We start from the raw sequence: 20,326 nt of genomic DNA on the forward strand, positions 1-20,326 counted from the left end.
CATGCCCACGAACCCGCGCTACGACCCCGAGCGCCGCGACCGCATCATCGACGCCTGCCTCGACGTGATCGCCGAACGCGGCGTCGCCGGGACGACGCACCGGCGCGTCGCCGAGGCCGCGGGCGTCCCTCTGGGGTCGATGACCTACCACTTCGCCGGGATGGATGAGCTGCTGCGCGAGGCGTTCACGCGCTTCTCGCACTCCATCGCCGACGGCTTCGAGGCCCGGCTCGGGCACGAGATGACGCGGGAGCAGGCCGAGGACGCCGTGGTCGATCTCATTCAGCAGGACGTCTTCGCCGGACACCGCGAACTCGTCCTCTCCCACGAGCTGTACACCCTGGCCGCACGGGATGAGCGTTATCGCGAGCTCACCAGCGCGTGGATGGCGCGCAGCCGCGTCGCATTGGAACGCCATTTCGATCCGGTCACCGCGCAGCTGCTCGACGCGATGATCGAAGGGGTCAGCATCCACAGCGCGCTGGATGTGACGCCGACGGACCGCGCCCTCATCCGCGAGGCCGTCCGGCGTATTGCGCGCTGAGCGCCGCGCGCAGCGGGCTGTGGTCAGGCGAGGTGCTCCGGCCGCGCCCCGAGTCCGATGAACCGGCCCGTGATCCGGGTGAGCCTCGGGTGATCGCGCACCACTCGCAGCGGAAGCGGCAGTCCGGTGGCGGCATCCGTCGTGGCCAGCAGAGGACGCTGCAGTGCGCGCTGCACGGCCTGCGTCACCCGCATCGGCCATTCCCTGCGGCGCTGCACGCGGCGCAGGTCGCGGGTCGTCGGCATCCGGTCGCGGAGGATCGGCCCCAGGATGCGGGCGGTGGCCACGGCATCCTGGATCGCGAGGTTGATGCCCACTCCCCCGGCCGGCGACATGGCGTGCGCCGCGTCCCCGATGCAGAGCATGCCGTCGACGTGCCACCGGCGCAGGCGCTCGAGCCGCACGCGGAGCAGGTGCACCGCGTCCGGGCCGACGTCCGCGACCGGTCCGGCCATGCGCGGCGAGATCGCGGCGACGCGCCGCCTCATCCGCGCCACGTCGTCTTCGGAGCCGGTCCAGGATCCCGCAGGGATGACATGCGCGATCTGGAAGAAGTCGCCGCGATCGATCGTGATGATCATGCCCGCGCCGGCCTGGATGAACGGATACGACTCTCCGGGAGCCTTGGACAGCCGGAACCAGAGGACGTCCATCGCCGCGGCGACGCCGACCGGCGTCAGCCCGGCGGCCGCTCTGAGCTCCGAGTCGCGACCGGAGGCGTCCACGACCAGACGCGTCCGGATCTCGACATCGCCTTCGGGGCCCGTGGCACGGACTCCGACGATCCGTCCGCCGTCACGGATGAGGGTGTCGGCGCGCGTCGACCGGAGCAGACGGAACGAAGGGAGCGCGGACGCCGCGTCGGCCAGCAGATCCAGGAAGTCCCACTGCGGCATGAACGACATCACCCTGCGACGCGTGGGTAGATGCGTGAAATCGGCGAGCGTCAGCTCGGTCCCGTGCCAGCTGATTCCGATCCGCGGCATGTCGGCGTGCGGTCGAGCGAGGAAGGCGTCGAGCAGCCCGAGCTCACCGAGCAGCTCCTGCGTGGACGGATGGATCGTGTCACCGCGGAAGTCCCTCAGGAAGTCGGCGTGCTTCTCGAGCACGGTCACGTTCACCCCCGCACGCGCGAGCAGCAGTCCGAGCATGAGGCCGGCCGGCCCGCCGCCGGCGATCACGCAGTCCGTGTCGAAACGGGCATCCATGCGTACAGCATGGCGTGCGCCGGAGTCAGAATGGAAGCATGATCGACGCCGATCCCGACGCGCACCTCCTCGGCCCCGGCCTGCTGCCGACACCGTTCACAGCCGATGAGATACGCGAGGCGGCAGGCTCCGGCAAGACCATCCGGATCCTCGTCGAGCACCCCGACGGCACGCGCACGCTGCGCGTCAACCGGTTCCGCGACACCGATGCGGACGGGGCGACGCTCGAGCGCTGGACGTCGGGTGAGACGGGAATCGTCGAGGGCGCGATCTCGAGCGGTCGGGTCACCTGGAGCGAGCTCCAGGGTCACGCGGCCTTCCCCTCGGATCGCACGACGCTCTCGACCGAGACGCTCGGTCTGCCGATCGGACGCGTGGACTGCCTGCGCTATGAGGTGCGCGAGAACCCGGACGCCGCGCCGGACACGTTCTGGTTCTCCGTCGCGCATCCGGGCATGCCGGTGCGGTTCGAGACCACCGTGGACGGCGGCGTCCAGCGCACGACCGTCGTCGCGATCGAGCGGAGCTGAGCCGGATACGCTGGTGCCGACACCGAGGGGGATCCCATGCCGACAGCCGACATCGCCGCCCGCCACCTGCAGCACGCGCGGGATGCGCTCGCCCGCGGAGACGTGCTCCTGCACCTGCAACTGGACGTGAGCCTGCTGACGGGAGAATCCTCGTCGTGGGGCTCGGCCGGGAACGTGATGTCGACGGATGAGACGGTCGGATACTTCCTCGGCGAGGTCGAGCGGATCGGATGGCGCCTCGAGCACACCGGGTACACGTTCGTGGAGAGCGGTGCGACGACCTCGCAGCGCATCTTCGGCACCGGGGAGGGCGTCGTGAACCACGGTGCCGTCGCCGGTTACTTCACCTTCCGCCGCGCCTGAGCACCCTGCCGCACTGACCGCCCCTCAAGGCGGGACGCGCCCGGGACGCGAGCATGGCGCGGCTACGCTCGAAGGATGACGATCACCGCCGCCGCAGACGGCTCCGCCCTCGGGAACCCCGGCCCGAACGGCTGGGCCTGGTACATCGACGACGCGAACTGGGCCGCCGGCGGGTCGCCGCACGGCACGAACAACCAGGGCGAGCTGCAGGCGGTGCTGGAACTGCTCCGCGCGACCGCCGGCACCGACGAGAAGCTGCTCATCGAGTGCGACAGCAAGTACGTCATCGACTCCATCACCAAGTGGATGCCGGGGTGGAAGCGCCGGGGGTGGCGGAAGTCCGACGGCGGCCCGGTGCTCAATCGCGACCTCATGGAGGCGCTCGACGAGGCGATGCGCGGTCGCGACGTGTCCTTCTCCTGGGTGAAGGGCCACGCCGGGCACCCGCTGAACGAGGCGGCGGACGAGCGCGCGAACGCGGCCGCGAAGGCGTACCAGCAGAAGCAGGAGCCGCGCCGGGGCCCCGGCTTCACCCGGGCGTCGGATGCCGGAGCCGCGGTCGCCGGAGCGGCGGCCGTCGCCGCAGCTGCCGGCAGCACCCCGCCGGCGCGCGAATCCGCACGCCCCCCGGCATCCGACACCGCGGCCGTCGCCGCGGCATCCGCGCCGTCGCCAGCGGCAGCGGCATCTCTCGCCGCACCGCTGTGGGCTGAGACGTCCGACCTGCTGGCAGGACTGGACTCCCCCGCCGTCGACGCGATCGACCTCCGCGTCTCGCTGACGCCGGACGAGCACGCGCGGCTGCGCGACCGGGCGGACGCCCAGGGCGTGTCGCTCGAAGAGGCTTTGCGCCGGCTGATCTGACGGCTTCAGTCGGCTCGCGCGGCCCCCTCGTCGACGAGCACCCGGGTCCGCGGGAGCGCCTCCGGGTGCTCCTGCTGCAACCAGGTCATGAGCTTCTCGCGCACCTCGCAGCGCAGATCCCACTGATCGGCGGAGTCCTTGGACGACATCACGAAGCGCACCGTCACGTGGCCGCCGACGGAATCGGTCACCACGGCCCCGGCCGAACGCCGGTCCCAAGCGGGCGATGCCTCGACGATCTCGAGGAACTTCTCGCGGACGGCATCCATCGGCACCCGCCAGTCCAGGTCCATGTAGACGGTCCCGAGGATCTTGTCGGAGTGGCGCGTCCAGGTCTCGATCGGCGTGGTCGTGAAGTAGCTGCACGGTACGACGAGGCGGCGTTCGTCCCAGATGTACACGACGACGTAGGAGAGGTTGATCTCGCCGATCCTCCCCCACTCCCCTTCCACGACCACCACGTCGCCGACGCGGATCGCGTCCGTGAAGGCGATCTGGATGCCGGCGATGAGGTTGCCGAAGATGGACTGCGCCGCGAGCCCGGCGATGATGCTGACGATGCCCGCGGAGGCGAGCAGGCTCGTGCCGACGACGCGCAGCTCGGGGAAGGTGAACAGCGCTGTGCCGACGGCCGCCACGCCGATGAGCACGAGGACGAGCCGGTGGATCACGATGATCTGGGTCCGCCGGCGGCGCATGTCCGCGCCGGCGAGAGTGACGTCGTTGCGCAGCAGGAGCCGTTCGAAGCCGAAGGACACCAGGGCCGCGATGAGCCAGGCTCCGAACAGGATCGTGAGGATGAGGAACAGCCGCGCGGTGGCCGGCCACCACTGCTGGTCCGCCGGCTCCGTGATCGCGCACGCGATCCACAGCCCCACGACGAGGCACACCGACACCCATGCGCGACGCACCCGACGCTCCAGGTCCTTGACCCAGGGCACCTTCCGGCTCACGATCGCCGAGATCAGCCTCATCAGGACGGCGGCGGCGAACGCTGCCACCAGGGCGATGACGATCGCGACGGCGGTTCCGGGCCAGGATGTCCAATCCATCATCACCCCACCGTACGTCGGGGCCGCGCCTGCCTGCGAGCCCGGACGGCGCCGTCCGGGCGTACACTCGCACCATGTCGACGCCCGCGCGGAGAATCGGCCGCATCCTTCTGGGATCCGGACTGGTGTTCGCCGGCGCCGCCCACCTGACCCTCGCCCGCCGCGAGTTCCGTGCGCAGGTGCCCGAGTCGCTGCCACTCGATCCGGACACCACGGTCGTCGCGTCGGGAGTCGTCGAGATCGGGCTGGGCACCGCGCTGCTCGCCGCCCGGAGACGCCGCGGCCTCGTCGGCGTGATCGCCGCGCTGTTCTTCGTCGCCGTCTTCCCCGGGAACGTCTCCCAGTGGATGCACCACCGCGACGGCTTCGGGCTCGACACGGACATGAAGCGGTTCGTGCGACTCTTCTTCCAACCGGTGCTCGTCGCGCTGGCACTCTGGTCGACGCGCTCACCGCGCTGATCTCACAGCCGCCGGTCGCTGTCAACCGGCATCGCACCCGTGCGCGAGAAGCCTACGGTGGGTCACCACCGGAGGAGATGATCGTGGACAGCATCCTGTACCTGTGCTTCGCCGGCGCCTACGCGGCGCTGCTCGCGTGGTGCCTGATCCTGCTCGCCCGTCGCGGACGTCCGAGTGCGTCGGACTTCGTCCTGCTCGTCGTCCTGGGACTCGTCTACGACAACGCGATCCTCGGCTTCGGGGCGATGATCGGCGAAGGCCCGGCCCTCGAGGCGGCCAACGCTGCGCGCTTCTGGCTCCACGCTCTCCTGACGCCGCTGCTGGTCGTCGTGGCCTGGAGCATCCTCGCGCGTTCCGGCATCCGATGGGCGATGCGGCCGGCCGCGGTCGTCGTCGCGGTGCTGGTGACGCTCGCGCTCATGGCGTACGAGATCGTCGTCGGCGCGGCGGGGCTCGTCCTGGAGCCGGTGCGCGAGTACGGGTCGCTGAGCTACGACGATGCGAGCGCGGCATCCGGTCCGCCGCTCATGGTCCTCGCCGTCGCCGCGGCACTGCTGGTGGCGGGAATCGGCGTGTGGGTGCGGCGGCGCTGGCCCTGGCTCACGATCGTGACGGTGATCATGGTGGCGGGCAGCGCCGTGCCGATCCCGGTCGACAGCGGCGCCGCCACGAACGCATTCGAACTCATCCTACTGATCGGCATCGTCGCGACGATCGCCTTCCAGGACTCGGCGGAACGCCGAGACCGGCCGACCCGCGTGGGGTCGGCCGGTCTCGGGGCGGATTCGGTTCGGCTATGAGCGCGTGCCGGCGAGCACCGTCTCCTCGAGTCGCGCGTAGGAGGACTCCATGCCGTCCGCCATCCCGGTGGCGAGGATCATGTCGCGGGTGTCCTTGTCGGGATACTCGATGAGCAGCGTGATCAGCGTCGCGCCGTCCTCCTCATAGAGGTTGAGATCGTTGAGCGTCTCGGTGGGCATGCCCTGCATGCGCTCGGTGGTGACCGCGCGGCGCGGCGGGTCGAACTGCAGCACTTCGCCCTCGAAGCCGAACGGCTCGCCCTCGGTGTCGCCGACCGGAGCCCACGAGGTCCGGTGCGATGCGCCGACCTCGGTACCCGGAACGCATTCGGTCATCTCCCAGCCGTCCGGTCCCAGCATCCACTTCGCGAGCAGCTCCGGGTCGTGGTGGGCTCGCCACACGAGATCGCGCGGCCCGTTCACGAGTCGGGTGATGCGCACGTGCGTGTCGTCCAGGAGCTCGACCTGGACGCCTTTGCCTTCCGCGTAGTCGCGCAGATCCTGCAGGACCGCGTCGATCTGCGCCATCGCCATCCGGGTGCCCTCCACGGCGCCCATCTCGACGACCTGCTCCAGCGCCTCGGCGGACTCGAAGTAGCTCGTGTTCATCATGCGGCTTCCGCCCTCGGTCTCCGAGAACGTGAACACCATGCGCATGGCGGGGAAGTCCTTCAGCGGCTCGCCGTTCTCGTCGGCGAAGGTGTCGATCACCTCGAAGCCCGAAGGCCCGTCGATCGACAGGAACTCCCACGACCCGGTCGAGCTCTCCCCGCGGGGGCCGCGCATCGTGTAGATCGCGCGTCCACCGACCGTGTGGTCCCACGCGGTGAAGGTGGCCGGCCACCCGGGAGGGCCCCAGAAGCGCTCGAGCTGACGCGGATCGCTGTAGGCGGCCCAGAGGCGTTCGACCGGCGCCGCGAAGTCCGCGATCACGGTCATGGTGAGGTTCTCGGCGTCGGTGATGACATCGGTGACAGGCATTTCATTCTCCTTCGGTTTCGGACGCCGGCTGGGCCAGCAGGTCGTCGAGGCGGGCGATGCGCGCCCGCCAGAGGTCTTCGTATCGGGCGAGGAGCGCCCTGGCGCGGGCGATCATCTCGGGATTCGCGCGGACGAGCCGCTCGCGTCCTTCGGCGCGCTTGACGATGAGGTGGGCGGCCTCGAGCACGGCGACGTGCTTCTGGACGGCCGCGAAGGACATGTCATAGTCGGCGGCGAGCTCCGAGACGGACTGCTCCTGCTCGATCGTCCTGCGCAGGATGTCACGCCGCGTCGACGTCGCCAGTGCGTGGAACACACGGTCGATCTCCGCTTCGCTCAGTTCTGTTTGTGCAACCATTTGGTTGTACGTTAGGGCAGCTCGGATGACGTGTCAAGAGGTTTTTCGGCGCTCAGTCCGTTCGCGCGTTCGCGCGACGGGTGGCCTCGGCCGCATGATCGAGGAAGTCGGCGATGACGCGGAGCGCATCGTCATCGAGTCCAGTGAATGCGGCGCTCAGATCCTCTCCAAGCGGAGCAAGCAGGCCGAACAGCTCGGGAAGGCGGTCGGGAAGGGCGCGCACATGCACGGTGCGGCGATCGGTCTCCGAACGATCGCGCGCCGCCCAGCGCTGCTCCGCGAGGCGATCGACGATGCCGGTCGTGGTCGCGGCCGGGAGAGCGAGCATCCGCGCCAGATCGCCGATCGTCACCGGACCGTGACGGTGCACCAGGTTGAAACACTGCAGATCGACCGGTCGCAGTCCGACGCGTGCACTGAGGTGATGCCCGAGGATCGCCAGTTGCAGTTCCAGCTCACGGTAACGATCGAGCACACGCCAGGCCTCGGAATCACCGCTGTTGATGTCGGGAACGGAATCGGGCACGGTCTCATCTTCCCAGGCGTCGCTTGGAGATCACCCGAAGATCTTTCGGATTTCGGATTATTCGGTTATCGTTCCATCATGACGGATGGATTCGATTCACGCGCGGCGGTCACCCGCTCGATGCTCGGCTGGGGAGTCGTGGCCGGGCCGTTCTACCTCGCGTTCGCCCTGATCCTCGCCTTCACCCGCGAAGGCTTCGACCTCTCCCGGCACGCGCTGAGCCTGCTCACGCTCGGCGACGCCGGCTGGCTGCAGACACTGAACTTCGCCCTCACCGGCATCATGGTGATCGTCGCCGGATGGGGACTACTGCGCACCGTCGAGGGTCGCGGGCGCGGTGCGGGCATCGCGGTGATCGTCGCCGGTGCTGCGATCGCCCTGGCGGGAGTCTTCCGCCCCGACCCCGCCCTCGGCTTCCCGGTCGGCGCAGAGGCGAGCATGAGCGTCAGCGGCATGCTGCATCTCGCCCTCGGCGCCGTCGAGTTCGTCGCGTTCGCCGTGGCGGCCCTGCTCCTCGCCCGCTTCTTCAGCGCCCGCGGGGAGAAGAGCCGAGCACTGCTCTCCCGCGTGGCCGGCGTCGTCATCGTCGTGGCGTTCGCGGCCGGAGCGGCCCTCGCGTCGGGGCCTGCGGGCGTCGCGCTCCTGTGGCTCGCGGTTCTGGCCGGCTTCGCCTGGCTGCTGCTCGCCTCGATCGGTGTCTACCGGATCGTGCCGCATCCGGATGCCGACAAGCGGACGCCGGCGTAGAGCCGCATCCGGCCCGGAACGCGGGCAGACTGGGGTGGTGAACCCACCGATTCCCGACTTCGCCACCGACGCCGATCACCGCGACGTCGAACGCGCCTTCACGGCCGTCGGATGGTCGCGGATCGGCGCCGGCGATTGGGCGATCGCGCTCGTGTCGCCGGACGGCGCGACGGTCGCCCGCATCAGCCCGTTCGACCCGACCGGGCCGTACACCGCGGAGCTGTACCGCCGCGCCGAGCACACCCTTCTCGTGCCGCGCCTGTTCGCGCACCGGCGCCTCGTGGGCGGAGGTGACGTCCTGATCATGGAGCGCCTGCACCCGGTCGACCCGGCGGATGCCGCCGGGCTACACCGCCTCATCGCGGACGAGGACGACAGCGTCGCGGAGCTGACCGGCATTCTGCGCGACCTCCACGAGCGCGCCCTGACCGAGCTGCCCTGGTGCGGACCGATCGACGAGAATCCGTCGAACGTCATGCGCGGATCCGACGGACGCCTCGTCCTGACGGATCCCTTCTACGCCGACGGCCCGGCGCTGTACGCCACGGCCGGATCGGATCCGGATGCCGTGGTCGCCCGCATCCCCGAGGAGCAGCGCCGCTTCATGACCGAGATCCCGCTGGCCGCCTCCGGACCATGGTCCGACGAAGACCGGGAAGCGATGCGCGCCGGGCTCGCCGCGGCGGACGCGCGGCGCTGATCCTCTGGTTCCGCGCCCGGTCTCAGCCGCGCGCCGGCTTCTTCTCCAGCACTCCGGCGAGCGCGAAGGCGACGAGCCCGGCGACGGGCGCCACGAGCAGTCCCGCCTGGAGGCTCACCGTGTCGGCGATGAAGCCGACGAACGGCGGCGACAGCAGGAAGCCGAGCCGCAGCAGCCAGGACACCACCGTGAGACCGGCCCCGTGGCGGAGCCCCGGCAGTTCGTCGGCGGCGTGCATCGCCGCGGGGATGAGGGTGGCGATGCCGAATCCGACCGCAGCGAAACCGGCGATCGTCCCCGGAACGCTCGGGAACGCGAGAGCGAGCCCCATGCCGATCGCGGCGATCAGCCCGCCGGCCCGGGCGACAGCGCGCTGACCGAAGCGGTCGGTCATGCCGTCGCCCAGCATCCGGCCGACGAACTGGGCGCCGACGAGCGCGATGAATCCGAGGGACGCGATGGCGGCTGGCGCTCCGAGCGACTCCGACAGGTAGAGGGTCGCCCAGGTGTTCCCGGCGTCCTCGGCGACGGCACCGGCCATCGCGATGAGGGTGAGCGCGACCAGCGCCCACACGATGCGTGGACTGAGACCGCGGCGCACCGCACCCTGGATCTCGGGCATGTCTGCCACGGCATCCTCGTCCGTCTGCTCGTCTCGACCCGGCAGGCAGAACCTCAGCGCCACGAGTGCCACGACGGCGAACACCGCCGTCGAGACCGACAGATGGACGCCGACTGGAATCTGCAGGGCGATCGCGGCGGCCGCCATGCCGCCTCCGAGCACGGCGCCGATCGACCAGATCGCATGGAACGAGTTGATGATCGAGCGACCGTACTGCTTCTGCACGCGCAGACCGTGGGCGTTCTGCGCGACATCGGTGATGGCATCCGATGCTCCCCCGACGAACAGAGCCAGGGCGAACAGCAGCGCTGACGGCGAGAGCGCGGCGGCGAGCAGTCCGAGGCCGGTGAGCACGGTGCCGACGGCAGCGACGCGCGCCGACCCGAGGCTGCGGATGAGCACGGCCGCGGCGAGGCCCGCGACGATCGCTCCGGCGGGGAACGCCGCGACCGAGACCCCATAGGCGACGTTATCGAGTCCGAGCGCGCTCTTGATCTCGGGGTAGCGCGGCAGGATGTTCGCGAACAGCGCGCCGTTGGTCAGGAACAGGGCCGACACGGCGACGCGAGCACGGCGCACGGCGTCGTCCGGACGGGGAGGGGAAGTCACGCGTACAAGTGTACATCTGGCGTCGGGCGCCTGGATCGCAGGAGACCCGCCGTTCGCCACCGGATGTTCATCTGCCGTTGACGCCGCGGACGGCTGGCATCCCTAGCGTCCCGTGAGGCGGCACCCGACGCCACTCCCCCTCGCCCTCACACCCGTACGGAGGTAGCGCATGTCCTCCCATGCGTCCGATCACCCCACTCCACCGCGGCGCCGACACCGCGCCGTCGTCGCGGCCGGCGTCGTCACGGTCCTCGCGGCCTCGGCCGCGCTCACGGCCCCGGCCGCGCAGGCGGCCGAGGAGTCCGCGCTGTCCGCGTTCGACGCCGTGGACCCGCTCATCGGCACCGAGATGAACGACGCCAACAACGGTCGCGGCAACGACCACTACGGCAACACCTTCCCGGGCGCGACCGTGCCGTTCGGGATGGTGCAGTCGAGTCCGACGACCTACCAGACGTCCACCGGAGAGCAGTACGGCGGCTACGAGTACCAGTCCGACCAGCTCCGCGGCTTTGGGATGACCCGCCTGTCGGGCACCGGATGCCGCTCGAACTACGGCGGCTTCGACTTCCCCGTGCTCCCGTTCGCGGGCGAGCTGACCGACGGCGCACTGCCGTCGAATCCGGCATCCGCCATCGGCGACTACTTCCTGGACTACTCGCACGACGGCGAAGTCGCCGATCCCGGGTACTACTCGGTCGACCTGGCGGGAGTCCAGGCCGAGCTGACGAGCACCACTCGCACGGCGGTGAGCCGGTACTCGTTCGACGACAACGCCACGCTCCTGTTCGAGGCGGGCGGATCGAACAACCAGGTGCACGCATCGGACATCGCCTTCGACCCGGCCACCGGTGAGCTCAGCGGCTCCGTAACCGCCAACATCGTCTGCAACGGCGGAGGCCAGTACACCGCGCACTTCTCTGCGACCTTCGATCAGCCCGTGGAGTCGTACGGCGTGTGGACCCCCGACGGCGTGCAGGCGCAGGGCACGCAGGCGCAGGCCGCCGCGAAGCACGGCGCCGGCGCCTGGCTGACCTTCGCCGACGGAGCCGACGTCACCGCGAAGATCGGCCTGAGCTACGTGTCGGTCGACGGGGCGCGCGCGAACGCGACGGCCGAGGCCGCGGACCTCGACTTCGACACGGCTCGCGCCCAGGCGCGCGCGGTCTGGGAGCAGGCGCTCGGCACGATCGACGCCACCGGGGGCAGCGACCGCGACCGGATCACCTTCTACACCTCGCTCTATCACGCGCTGCTGCATCCGAACACGTTCCAGGACGTCGACGGCACCTACATCGGCTACGACGGCGAGGCGCACACCGTCGAGGACGGCCGCGACTTCTACGTGAACTTCTCCGGGTGGGACACCTACCGGGGTCAGTCCCAGCTGGTCGCCCTGCTGTACCCGGAGCGCGCCAGCGACATCAACCAGTCCATCGTCGACATGGTGACCCAGTCCGGAAAGTGGACGAGCTGGCCGTCGTACAACCGGATCCAGACCAAGATGAGCGGCGACTCGCTGCAGAACATCGTCGCCGCGACAGACGACTTCGGGTCGACCGACTACGACCGCGCGACAGCGCTGGCGACGATGATCGCGACCCAGACGCTGCCGATGACCGACACCGGACGATCGGATGCCGTGCAGTACGGCAGTCTCGGCTGGATCGACGGCGACAAGCAGGGTGCCGCCACCTCGCGCACGCTCGAGTACGCCACGAACGACTTCGCCATCGCGCAGCTCGCGCAGCGCCTGGGCGATCAGGACGCGTATGAGCTCTTCTCCACGCGCTCGCAGAACTGGAAGAACGTCTTCAACTACGCCCGCGAACACGTCGACGCCCGCAACCGCAACGGGTTCATGAACACGTCGCTCACCACGCAGGGCGCGCAGTTCGAACAGTCCACCGGCCTGCAGTACGGCTTCAACGTCTCGCACAACATGGCGGACCTCATCGAGGCCCGAGGCGGCATCGATCAGGCCACGACCGACCTCGACAGCGTCCTGCGCGACCTCGACGGCGGCGCCTTCAGCGACACCGCGTACATCGCCAACCAGCCCAGCTTCGGGCTGCCGTGGGTCTACAACTGGCTGCAGGCTCCGCACAAGACGACCGAGACGCTCTACCGCGCCGCGGACGAGCTGTTCACGACCGCCCCGGACGGCCTGGCCGGCAACGACGATCTCGGCTCGTTCAGCGCCTGGTACGTCTGGGCGAACCTCGGTCTCATGCCCGCGATCTGGGGCACCGCGGATCTGCTCGTCTCGGCTCCGATGTTCGAGCACATCGAGATCACCTCGATCGGATCGGACCGCGTCATCACGATCGATGCGCCGGGCGCCGGCGACGACCGCCGCTACACGACCGGCCTCGCCGTCGACGGGACGGCCCAGACCGCGTCCTGGCTGCCGGCCGACTTCGCGCGCGAGGGCGGAACGCTCGCATTCACCATGGCGGAGAGCCCGGGCAGCTGGGGCACCGGCGCGGACGATGTGCCTCCGTCGTACGACGCAGGCGTGAACGCCCGGGGCGCGGTCGGCATCACGGACGACGGCGCAGTCAACATGGGCGGGCTGGATGCCGGAGGCGTCACGCTCTCCCGTCAGGATCTGGAGAAGGCCGGCATCACCGGCGGATCGCAGGTCCCGCTGGGCGAGACCGGCGTGGTCTTCACCTGGCCCGACACGCAGGCCGGAGAGGCCGACCACTGGATCCCGAGCGGGCAGGTGCTGGAGTTCGGCGATGTCGCGGCATCCGGAATCTCGTTCCTGGGCACCGCGACCAACGGGCCTTCTCGCGGCACCGCCGTCGTCACCTATTCGGACGGCACCACGCAGGACGTGGACGTGCGGCTCAGCGACTGGGTGCCGGGCAGCGTGGAGCCGGGCAACGTCCGCGTGATCGAGCTCACCAAGCGGAACACGCTGAACGGCGGATCCGACTCGGCGCGACCCGTCGTGTTCGGCACCTCCGTCGTGCCTCTCGACCCGGAGAAGTCCGTGCGCAGCGTCACCCTGCCGACCGCGGTGAGCAAGGGCATCATGCACATCTTCGACGTCGCCCTGCGGCCCGTGGAGGCGGTCGATCCGGGGGAGCCGGAGCTTCCGACGCGCCCCGAGCCGCAGCAGCCGACGGAGCCGACGACCCCGGAACCGACCGAGCTCGACGGCACTGCGGTCGTGGACGCCGGCACCGAGTGGCGCTTCCACGACACGGAGGACGATCCGGCGGACGGCCTCGACGCGAAGACGGGCTGGACGGCGGCGGACTACGACGACAGCTCCTGGAAGACGGGCGTCGCGAGCTTCGGGGCGAAGAACGGCGCGATCGCCGATCTCGGCGGTGGCTTCACACCGACGACGCTGGTGGCGCAGCACAAGTCGAGCGGCGAGAACATCGAGGCGTTCTTCTTCCGCACTTCGTTCGATCTGACCGCGGACGAGCTCGCGCAGATCACCCAGTTGAACGGTGAGCTCGCCTACGACGACGCCGCGCGCGTGTACGTCAACGGCGAGCTGGTCGGAGGCTTCGCCGACGCCCGCATCGACGAAGACGCCACGAGCAACATGGTGTACGCCGGCGGCAACGGGACGGCGCCGCTGACCGGGTCCTTCACGGTTCCGGCATCCGTCCTGCAGGAGGGCGAGAACACGATCGCGATCCAGGTGCACAACACCAATGCCACGAGCTCGGACGTGTTCCTGCAGCTTCGGTCGCTGACCATCGCCGCGAAGGATGCTCCGGCCGCGATCTCCGATGTGCTGCTGCACGTCGGATCCGATGAGACCCGGCGCAACCTGACCTTCTACACCGACCGCGAGATCGCGGCGCAGGTGCAGATCGCCCCGGCATCCGCGCGGGACGGTGCCGGCTTCCCTGTCGCGGATGCGCGCGTGATCGACGCCGCGACCGCCCAGGCCCGGGACGGCCGGTTCTCGAACCAGGTCGTGATCGACGACCTGGCCGAGGAGACGGCGTACCTGTATCGGGTCGGCAACGACGAGACGGGCTGGTCGCGGTCGTACGAGCTGTGGACCGGCACGTTCGACGAGACGTACAGCTTCGTCTACCTCACCGACGCCCAGATCGGCGCCTCCGGCAGCTGGCAGAACGACCGCGACCGCTGGGCTGCGGCGGTCGACCAGATCGACCAGTTCGAGAAGGACGCGTCGATGATCGTCAGCGGTGGAGACCAGGTCGAGACGCACCGCTCGGAGGACGAGTACGCATCGCTCATCGCCCCGGAACTGCTCAAGCAGCTGCCGTTCCAGGCGACGATCGGCAACCACGACAATCAGTCCGACCAGTTCAACTCGCACTTCTTCACCCCGAACCGTTCGGAGACCCACGGGTACGAGAGCACGGAGGGACGAGCCGGAGGCGACTACTGGTACACCTACAACGACGTGCTCTATCTGAACATCAACACCAACGCACGCAGCACGGACGAGGAGGACCACGCGGCCTTCCTGCGTGAGGTGGTCGAGGAGCACGGCGCCGACGCGAACTGGATCGTCGCGGTCATGCACCACTCGCTGTACTCGGCGGCGTTCCACTCGGTGGAGCAGGACGTGATCGAGCGCCGCGCGGCGCTGGCACCCGTGTTCAGCGAGCTGGGCGTCGATCTGGTGCTCGCCGGGCACGATCACATCTACACCCGCAGTTACCTCATGGACGGCACGACCGCGGTCGGCGATCTGGATGCCCAGGAGCAGTCCGGCGTCACGCTCGCCGCCGAGGAGGGACAGGTGCTGTACGTGACCGGCAACTCGGCCAGCGGCAGCAAGTTCTACGGTCTGGACGCCTCCTCTCCGGAGGCCGCGATCAAGGACCAGTCGAACCAGCCGCAGTACACGGATGTGGACGTGTCGCCTTCTGCGATCACCCTCACCACCTACCAGACGATGGACCGCACGGTGATCGATCAGGTGACGCTGACCCGCACCGTGGACGACGCGAAGGGCCCGGAGTTCTCCGGGCTGGATGCAGAGGCCGAGGTCGCACAGGGCCAGCCGTTCGATCCGCTCGCCGGCGTCACGGCGGTCGACGAGATCGACAGCGACGTGTCCGCGGCGATCCAGGTCGAGGGCACGGTCGACGTCCGGACTCCCGGTTCTTATCCGCTGGTCTACCGGGTGGCGGACAAGGCGGGCAACGAGACGGTGTTCGAGCGCGTCGTGACCGTGACAGCGGTGGAGCCGACGTTCGGAGGCGTGCCGCCGACCCGCGAGGTCGTCGCCGGCACGGAGTTCGATGAGCTCGAGGGCGTCACGGCGGTGGACGCGAACGGCGTGGACATCACCGACCGCATTCAGGTCGAGCGCATCACGCCCGACGTGTTCGCGCGCATGTTCGTTCCGGAGGACTCCGAGGGCTTCACACTGCGCTACACCGTGACCGATGACTACGGCACGACTGCGACGGCCGAGACCGTCGTCACCGTGGTGCCGACCGCCGAGCCGACGGATCCCGGGCAGGGCGGCGGTTCCGGCGGCGTCGGCGGTCCTGGGTCCGGCGGTGAAGCGGGAGACGGCACGCTGCCGGCGACCGGCGGCCAGGTGCCCGCGTTCCTGTGGGCACTGGGCGTGCTGGCGCTGTTCGCCGGCGCCGCACTGGTGGCGCGACGCCGCATGACGCGGGTCTGATCCGGCGGCGACTCCCGGGGGCCCGCAGGTTCGCCTGCGGGCCCCCGTTCTTCGCGTCTACGTCAGCACCTCTCGTCGCGACCTGGTCGCGGATCACATCTCTCGCCTCTACGCTCGGGGCATGACGGAGCTGACCCAGCCCACCGGCCGCGAGCACTCGGTGCAGGCCGTGGCGCGCCCGGACGGGAGCGCGCCGCGGGCGCTCGTGCTCGGTGCGACCGGCTACATCGGCGGGCGGCTCACGCCTCGATTGCTGAACGCCGGATACCGCGTGCGCGTGCTCGCACGGGACGCGGCACGCGCAGCATCCTTCCCGTGGGGTTCCGACTGCGACGTGGTCGAGGGATCGGCGGACGACGCGGATGCCGTGCGAACCGCAGTGGCGGGCGTCGACATCATCTACTACCTGATCCATTCCATGACGGCCGGCAAGGGTTTCGAAGACGCCGATCAGCGCGCAGCCGCAACGGTCGCGCAGGCGGCGAGAGCGGCCGGCGTCCGGCGCATCGTCTACCTCGGCGGGCTGCATCCGGAGCACGCGCGACTGTCCGCGCATCTGCGATCGCGTGTCGAGGTCGGGGAGATCCTGCTCGCCTCCGGAGTCCCGACGCTCGTCCTGCAGGCGGGGGTCGTGATCGGTTCGGGCTCGGCATCGTTCGAGATGATCCGGCACCTCACCGAAGTGCTGCCGTACATGCCGGCGCCGAAGTGGGTGCGCAACAGGATCCAGCCCATCGCGATCCGCGACGTGCTGCACTACCTGCTGGGAGCCGCGCGCGTCGGGCCGGACGTGAACCGCGCCGTCGACATCGGCGGACCGGACGTGCTGCGGTACGGGCAGATGATGAACGGCTACGCCGTCGAGGCCGGGCTCCCGCAGCGCGCGATCGCCGCACTGCCGGTGCTGACTCCGGAACTCGCCTCGCACTGGGTGAACCTCGTCACCCCCGTGCCGCGCGCGATCGCCCGACCGCTGGTGGCCTCCCTGCAGAACGAGTGCGTCGTCAAAGACGACGTCGACGCGCTCATCCCGCCACCGGAGGGAGGGCTGACCCCGTACCGCACGGCGGTGCGCCTCGCGCTCGGACGCGTCGACGCCGACAGCGTCGAGACGAGCTGGCAGGATGCGGAGGTCTCCGGCGCCCCCAGCGATCCGCTGCCCAGCGACCCTGAGTGGGCGGGGCGCACGGTGTTCACGGATGTCCGGAGCGTGCACACGATCGCGTCGGCCGAAGAGCTCTGGCGCGTCATTCTGGGCATCGGTGGGGAGAACGGGTGGTACTCGTCACCGTTCCTGTGGGCCGTGCGCGGATGGATGGACCGCCTCCTCGGCGGGGTCGGGCTGCGCCGTGGCCGCCGCAGCCGATCGCGAGTGCGGGTGGGCGACGCCGTCGACTTCTGGCGGGTCGAAGAGGTCGCCGAACCGGACGAATCCCGTACAGGGCTGCTGCGTCTCCGAGCCGAGATGAAGGTTCCGGGTTCCGCCTGGCTGGAGCTGCGCGCTGTTCCCGACGGCGGAGAGGCTCTTTACGAGCAGCGGGCGATCTTCTTCCCCCGGGGGCTGACCGGCCGGTTGTACTGGTTCGCCGTTCTGCCGTTCCACGGATCGATCTTCGCCGGCATGGCAGCCCGGATCACGGGAGCGGCCGAGGGCGCGAAGGCGGCGCCCACGGTCGATCCGGACCCGGAGGCCGACTCTCCCTAGGTGCGTCGCCGCCCGCCGAACAGGGCGTGCAGCAGCGGGAGCACCGACACCCCGATCAGGATCCAGCCGAGCACCGGTGCCGCCGCGAGCAGCAGGGCACCGCCGATCACGAGTGCCATGAACAGCACCGCGGAGACGACGCGCCGGCCGATGCCGACGAGGATGTCGAGGCGCCGCTCGAGGCGCGACGTGTCGAACGACAGCGTGCCGTTGTCGGCACGGGAGATGACGTCGTCGACGCGTTTCGGCAGGCTCCACAGGATGCCGGCGTTGGTGGCCGCCTGCTTGCCGAAGTCCTGGATGAGGTTGCCGCTCTCATCCCTGAGCAGGCGGGCCGCGTACGGCTCCACCGGGTCCCAGATGTTGAAGGCGGGATCCAGCGCGCTGCACAGGCCGGATGTGAGCGACACCGCCCGGATCAGCAGCAGCAGGTTCTCGGGCAGCTGCACCGGCAGCTCTCGCACCGTGTCGGTGAATTCGGTGGCGAAGCCGGTGAACTCGCGGGGATCGACCTCGCGCAGTTCGGCGAAACCCATGCCTCCGAAACGCGCGAACAGCGTCGTCAGGGCGCGTTCCAGCTCGCGGGTGTCGGCGGACGGCAGGAGGACGCCGATCTGCTGCGCGGCGCTCACCAGGCCCTTGCTGTCGCGCCCGGCGACCGCGATGACGAACGTGCGCAATCCCGCACGGAGCGAATCCGGGACCTCGGTCATCATGCCGAAGTCCACGAAGGTCAGATGCCAGGACGGCCCTTCCGCGTGCGGGGCGCGCGGCGTCACGAAGATGTTCCCGGGATGCGGGTCGGCGTGCACGAAACCGTGCGTGAAGACCTGGTCGAGCATGACGTCGGCGAAGACGTTCGCCACCTCGGTCGGGTCGATGCCCGCGGCGCGCAGAGCGACGGTGTCGTTGATCTTGATCGCGGTGACGTCCTCGAGGGTGAGCACGCGCCGCGTGGTGCGCTCCCACACGACGGCCGGAGCGGACACGCGCGGATCGTCGAGGAAGTCCGCCGCGAACCGCTCGGCTCCGGCCGCCTCGTGGAGGTAGTCGATCTCCTCACGACACGTGCCGGCGAACTCCTCGACGAGCGCGGGTGCGTCGACGCGGTCGCGCACGATCCGCACTCGGCTCGCCCATCGGGCCACACGGCGGAGGGCGGCGAGGTCGGTCGCGACGATCTCGTCGATTCCGGGGCGTTGCACCTTGACGACGACCTCGCGCAGGCCGGTCTCCTCGGCATCCTGAGCCGACAGGCGGGCGCGATGCGCCTGGCCGAGGGATGCCGCAGCCAGCGGAGTCTCATCGAACCAGGCGTAGGCGCGGGCCAGCGGAACGCCGAGCTCGGCCTCGGCGAGCGCACGGATGTCGGGGAACGGGACCGCCGGGACGTCGTCCTGCAGCCCTTCGAGCTCGGAGGTGATCTCGGGCGGGAGGACGTCCAGGCGCGAGGACATGAACTGCCCGACCTTGATCATGAGTCCACCGAGCCCCACGGCGAGGTCGTGGAACCGCCGGGCGAAACGCTGCATCCGGGCGGCGCGCGTGCGGTCGGCGAGCGCCGTCATGCCGAATCGAGGCAGGACGAGCTCGTACCACCAGATCTTCAAGAACTCACGGGCCGCGAACGACACGATGCGCCGATAGCGTGCCCGGTGCCGTGCGGCCGGTGGCGCAGGCTCCGCCGCGCCCGGGACCCCGCCCTCACCCGCTCGTTGAGCGCGCTCTTCCCCGTCCGCCCGGTCAGCGGATGCGTCGCCACCCGTCGGGTCAGCGAATCCATCGCCGCCCGGTCGCTGAGGGCGCTCCTCCCCACCCGCTCGCTGAGGGCGCTCCTCCCCACCCGCTCGTTGAGCGAGCGAAGCGAGTCGAAACGCGTCCGTTCCCGGGCCCCGCTCTCCCTCGGCATCCGCCGTGTCCATGCGCGCTCCGATCAGTCGCCGGCGAGGATCGCGTACAGCTTACGTCGCGCCTCGTCCAGGACGTCGACGGCCTTCTGGACCTGCTCGGGCGTGCCGGTGCGGGCGACCTGGGCGGCGACGCCGGCGAGCTCCATGCCCGCTTTCGGCAGCGCGGTGAGGTTCGCGGCGGAGCGCCCGCCGAAGGCCTCCCACGGTGCCGGCTTGTCCGCGGCGGCCTCCGCCTCGGCGACGCCGCTCTCGGTGAGCGAGTAGGTCTTGCGTCCGTTCTGCTCCTCGGCGGTGATGAGTCCCTCGTCGGCGAGCAGCTGCAGCGTCGGATACACCGACCCGGCGCTCGGCTTCCAAGCCCCGTGGGACCGATCCGAGATCTCGCTGATGATCTGGTAGCCGTGCATGGGCTGTTCCGCGAGCAGGGCGATGACGGCCGCGCGGACGTCGCCGCGCGCCATGCGGGACGGCCCGCCGGTGCGCTGCTCGAAGTTCTGCCGGAACTGCTCGAACGCGTCGAAGATCGATGCGCCGGGGCCGTTCGGCCCGAAGCCGGAGCCGAATCCGGGAGTGGGGAATGGACCGTTCATGATGACCTCCTCGAAGTGAGCGATAGTCAACGATATATCGTTAAGATGCGAAGCGGAAGGCCTCGGTGGGCACGCGGGCTTCCCAGATCGAACGATTAACGATAGATTC

The 20,326-nt window shown here is 69.9% G+C and carries 18 protein-coding genes; 10 read left to right on the forward strand and 8 right to left on the reverse strand.

Annotated features, from left to right (window positions below; genetic code table 11):
- Position 1: 1 nt before the first annotated feature.
- On the forward strand, positions 2–544 hold the full coding sequence (locus AC3RXZ_RS10100) for a TetR/AcrR family transcriptional regulator (protein WP_243228874.1): 543 nt from the start codon (positions 2–4) through the stop codon (positions 542–544).
- 23 nt (positions 545–567) lie between these two features.
- On the opposite strand, the gene AC3RXZ_RS10105 is transcribed toward AC3RXZ_RS10100, so the two are convergent.
- Positions 568–1,752, reverse strand: coding sequence for an FAD-dependent oxidoreductase (locus AC3RXZ_RS10105; protein WP_491493930.1), 1,185 nt, complete (start codon positions 1,750–1,752; stop codon positions 568–570).
- 38 nt (positions 1,753–1,790) lie between these two features.
- Here AC3RXZ_RS10105 and AC3RXZ_RS10110 point away from each other — a divergent pair, with 38 nt between their 5' ends.
- The 3 genes from AC3RXZ_RS10110 to AC3RXZ_RS10120 all read left to right on the forward strand — a co-directional run bounded on the left by AC3RXZ_RS10110 (position 1,791) and on the right by AC3RXZ_RS10120 (position 3,509).
- Positions 1,791–2,282: a hypothetical protein gene (locus tag AC3RXZ_RS10110; RefSeq protein ID WP_491493931.1), complete on the forward strand. Its 492-nt coding sequence runs from the start codon at positions 1,791–1,793 to the stop codon at positions 2,280–2,282.
- A gap of 36 nt (positions 2,283–2,318) precedes the next feature.
- Positions 2,319–2,645 (forward strand): hypothetical protein, encoded by a 327-nt coding sequence (locus AC3RXZ_RS10115; protein ID WP_491493932.1) that lies wholly within the window; start codon positions 2,319–2,321, stop codon positions 2,643–2,645.
- 75 nt (positions 2,646–2,720) lie between these two features.
- Entirely contained in the window at positions 2,721–3,509 is a 789-nt protein-coding gene (locus AC3RXZ_RS10120) for a ribonuclease H family protein (RefSeq protein ID WP_491493933.1), read from the forward strand.
- Positions 3,510–3,514: 5 nt separating this feature from the next.
- Here the strand turns inward: AC3RXZ_RS10120 and AC3RXZ_RS10125 are convergent, their stop codons facing one another.
- Complete coding sequence (locus AC3RXZ_RS10125) at positions 3,515–4,564, reverse strand: mechanosensitive ion channel family protein (protein ID WP_243228865.1); 1,050 nt, start codon at positions 4,562–4,564, stop codon at positions 3,515–3,517.
- A gap of 71 nt (positions 4,565–4,635) precedes the next feature.
- Between AC3RXZ_RS10125 and AC3RXZ_RS10130 the strand changes: the two genes are divergently transcribed.
- Entirely contained in the window at positions 4,636–5,022 is a 387-nt protein-coding gene (locus tag AC3RXZ_RS10130) for a DoxX family protein (RefSeq protein ID WP_491493934.1), read from the forward strand.
- Between the two features lie 83 nt (positions 5,023–5,105).
- Positions 5,106–5,822, forward strand: a complete 717-nt coding sequence (locus AC3RXZ_RS10135; RefSeq protein ID WP_491493935.1) for a hypothetical protein — start codon at positions 5,106–5,108, stop codon at positions 5,820–5,822.
- Here the strand turns inward: AC3RXZ_RS10135 and AC3RXZ_RS10140 are convergent.
- Genes AC3RXZ_RS10140 through AC3RXZ_RS10150 form a run of 3 tightly spaced genes read right to left on the reverse strand, consistent with a single transcriptional unit; the run spans position 5,817 to position 7,687 of the window.
- Positions 5,817–6,803, reverse strand: coding sequence for an SRPBCC family protein (locus AC3RXZ_RS10140; RefSeq protein WP_491493936.1), 987 nt, complete (start codon positions 6,801–6,803; stop codon positions 5,817–5,819). The genes AC3RXZ_RS10135 and AC3RXZ_RS10140 overlap by 6 nt on opposite strands.
- Position 6,804: 1 nt before the next feature.
- Positions 6,805–7,161 carry an ArsR/SmtB family transcription factor gene (locus tag AC3RXZ_RS10145; RefSeq protein WP_491493937.1) on the reverse strand — a complete coding sequence of 119 codons (357 nt, stop codon included), beginning with the start codon at positions 7,159–7,161 and terminating at the stop codon, positions 6,805–6,807.
- A gap of 52 nt (positions 7,162–7,213) precedes the next feature.
- Positions 7,214–7,687, reverse strand: a complete 474-nt coding sequence (locus tag AC3RXZ_RS10150) for a MarR family winged helix-turn-helix transcriptional regulator (protein WP_491493938.1) — start codon at positions 7,685–7,687, stop codon at positions 7,214–7,216.
- Between the two features lie 78 nt (positions 7,688–7,765).
- On the opposite strand from AC3RXZ_RS10150, the gene AC3RXZ_RS10155 reads away from it, so the two are divergent.
- Together AC3RXZ_RS10155 and AC3RXZ_RS10160 are read left to right on the forward strand one after the other, a co-directional pair.
- A complete protein-coding gene (locus AC3RXZ_RS10155) occupies positions 7,766–8,434 on the forward strand; it encodes a DUF998 domain-containing protein (RefSeq protein WP_491493939.1) in 669 nt (222 codons plus the stop codon).
- 37 nt (positions 8,435–8,471) lie between these two features.
- Positions 8,472–9,134, forward strand: a complete 663-nt coding sequence (locus tag AC3RXZ_RS10160; protein ID WP_491493940.1) for a hypothetical protein — start codon at positions 8,472–8,474, stop codon at positions 9,132–9,134.
- Between the two features lie 22 nt (positions 9,135–9,156).
- On the opposite strand, the gene AC3RXZ_RS10165 is transcribed toward AC3RXZ_RS10160, so the two are convergent.
- Complete coding sequence (locus AC3RXZ_RS10165; RefSeq protein ID WP_491493941.1) at positions 9,157–10,365, reverse strand: MFS transporter; 1,209 nt, start codon at positions 10,363–10,365, stop codon at positions 9,157–9,159.
- A 169-nt stretch (positions 10,366–10,534) separates the two neighbouring features.
- Between AC3RXZ_RS10165 and AC3RXZ_RS10170 the strand changes: the two genes are divergently transcribed.
- Together AC3RXZ_RS10170 and AC3RXZ_RS10175 are read left to right on the forward strand one after the other, a co-directional pair.
- Positions 10,535–16,012: a GH92 family glycosyl hydrolase gene (locus tag AC3RXZ_RS10170; protein ID WP_491493942.1), complete on the forward strand. Its 5,478-nt coding sequence runs from the start codon at positions 10,535–10,537 to the stop codon at positions 16,010–16,012.
- A gap of 121 nt (positions 16,013–16,133) precedes the next feature.
- The gene (locus tag AC3RXZ_RS10175) at positions 16,134–17,717 is read left to right on the forward strand and encodes an SDR family oxidoreductase (protein ID WP_491493943.1); all 1,584 of its coding nucleotides are present in this window, start codon (positions 16,134–16,136) and stop codon (positions 17,715–17,717) included.
- Here the strand turns inward: AC3RXZ_RS10175 and AC3RXZ_RS10180 are convergent.
- Together AC3RXZ_RS10180 and AC3RXZ_RS10185 are read right to left on the reverse strand one after the other, a co-directional pair.
- Positions 17,714–19,351, reverse strand: coding sequence for an ABC1 kinase family protein (locus AC3RXZ_RS10180; protein WP_491493944.1), 1,638 nt, complete (start codon positions 19,349–19,351; stop codon positions 17,714–17,716). The genes AC3RXZ_RS10175 and AC3RXZ_RS10180 overlap by 4 nt on opposite strands.
- Positions 19,352–19,650: 299 nt before the next feature.
- Positions 19,651–20,217 carry a PadR family transcriptional regulator gene (locus tag AC3RXZ_RS10185; RefSeq protein ID WP_491493945.1) on the reverse strand — a complete coding sequence of 189 codons (567 nt, stop codon included), beginning with the start codon at positions 20,215–20,217 and terminating at the stop codon, positions 19,651–19,653.
- Positions 20,218–20,326: the final 109 nt, after the last annotated feature.

The organism is Microbacterium cucumeris, assembly GCF_058349845.2.

Excerpts from the sequence above, each read along its gene's own strand:
- AC3RXZ_RS10100 (WP_243228874.1), top strand. The coding sequence starts at position 2 with ATGCCCACGAACCCGCGCTACGACCCCGAGCGCCGCGACCGCATCATC.
- AC3RXZ_RS10105 (WP_491493930.1), bottom strand. The coding sequence starts at position 1,752 with ATGGATGCCCGTTTCGACACGGACTGCGTGATCGCCGGCGGCGGGCCG.
- AC3RXZ_RS10110 (WP_491493931.1), top strand. The coding sequence starts at position 1,791 with ATGATCGACGCCGATCCCGACGCGCACCTCCTCGGCCCCGGCCTGCTG.
- AC3RXZ_RS10115 (WP_491493932.1), top strand. The coding sequence starts at position 2,319 with ATGCCGACAGCCGACATCGCCGCCCGCCACCTGCAGCACGCGCGGGAT.
- AC3RXZ_RS10120 (WP_491493933.1), top strand. The coding sequence starts at position 2,721 with ATGACGATCACCGCCGCCGCAGACGGCTCCGCCCTCGGGAACCCCGGC.
- AC3RXZ_RS10125 (WP_243228865.1), bottom strand. The coding sequence starts at position 4,564 with ATGATGGATTGGACATCCTGGCCCGGAACCGCCGTCGCGATCGTCATC.
- AC3RXZ_RS10130 (WP_491493934.1), top strand. The coding sequence starts at position 4,636 with ATGTCGACGCCCGCGCGGAGAATCGGCCGCATCCTTCTGGGATCCGGA.
- AC3RXZ_RS10140 (WP_491493936.1), bottom strand. The coding sequence starts at position 6,803 with ATGCCTGTCACCGATGTCATCACCGACGCCGAGAACCTCACCATGACC.
- AC3RXZ_RS10145 (WP_491493937.1), bottom strand. The coding sequence starts at position 7,161 with ATGGTTGCACAAACAGAACTGAGCGAAGCGGAGATCGACCGTGTGTTC.
- AC3RXZ_RS10155 (WP_491493939.1), top strand. The coding sequence starts at position 7,766 with ATGACGGATGGATTCGATTCACGCGCGGCGGTCACCCGCTCGATGCTC.
- AC3RXZ_RS10170 (WP_491493942.1), top strand. The coding sequence starts at position 10,535 with ATGTCCTCCCATGCGTCCGATCACCCCACTCCACCGCGGCGCCGACAC.
- AC3RXZ_RS10175 (WP_491493943.1), top strand. The coding sequence starts at position 16,134 with ATGACGGAGCTGACCCAGCCCACCGGCCGCGAGCACTCGGTGCAGGCC.
- AC3RXZ_RS10185 (WP_491493945.1), bottom strand. The coding sequence starts at position 20,217 with ATGAACGGTCCATTCCCCACTCCCGGATTCGGCTCCGGCTTCGGGCCG.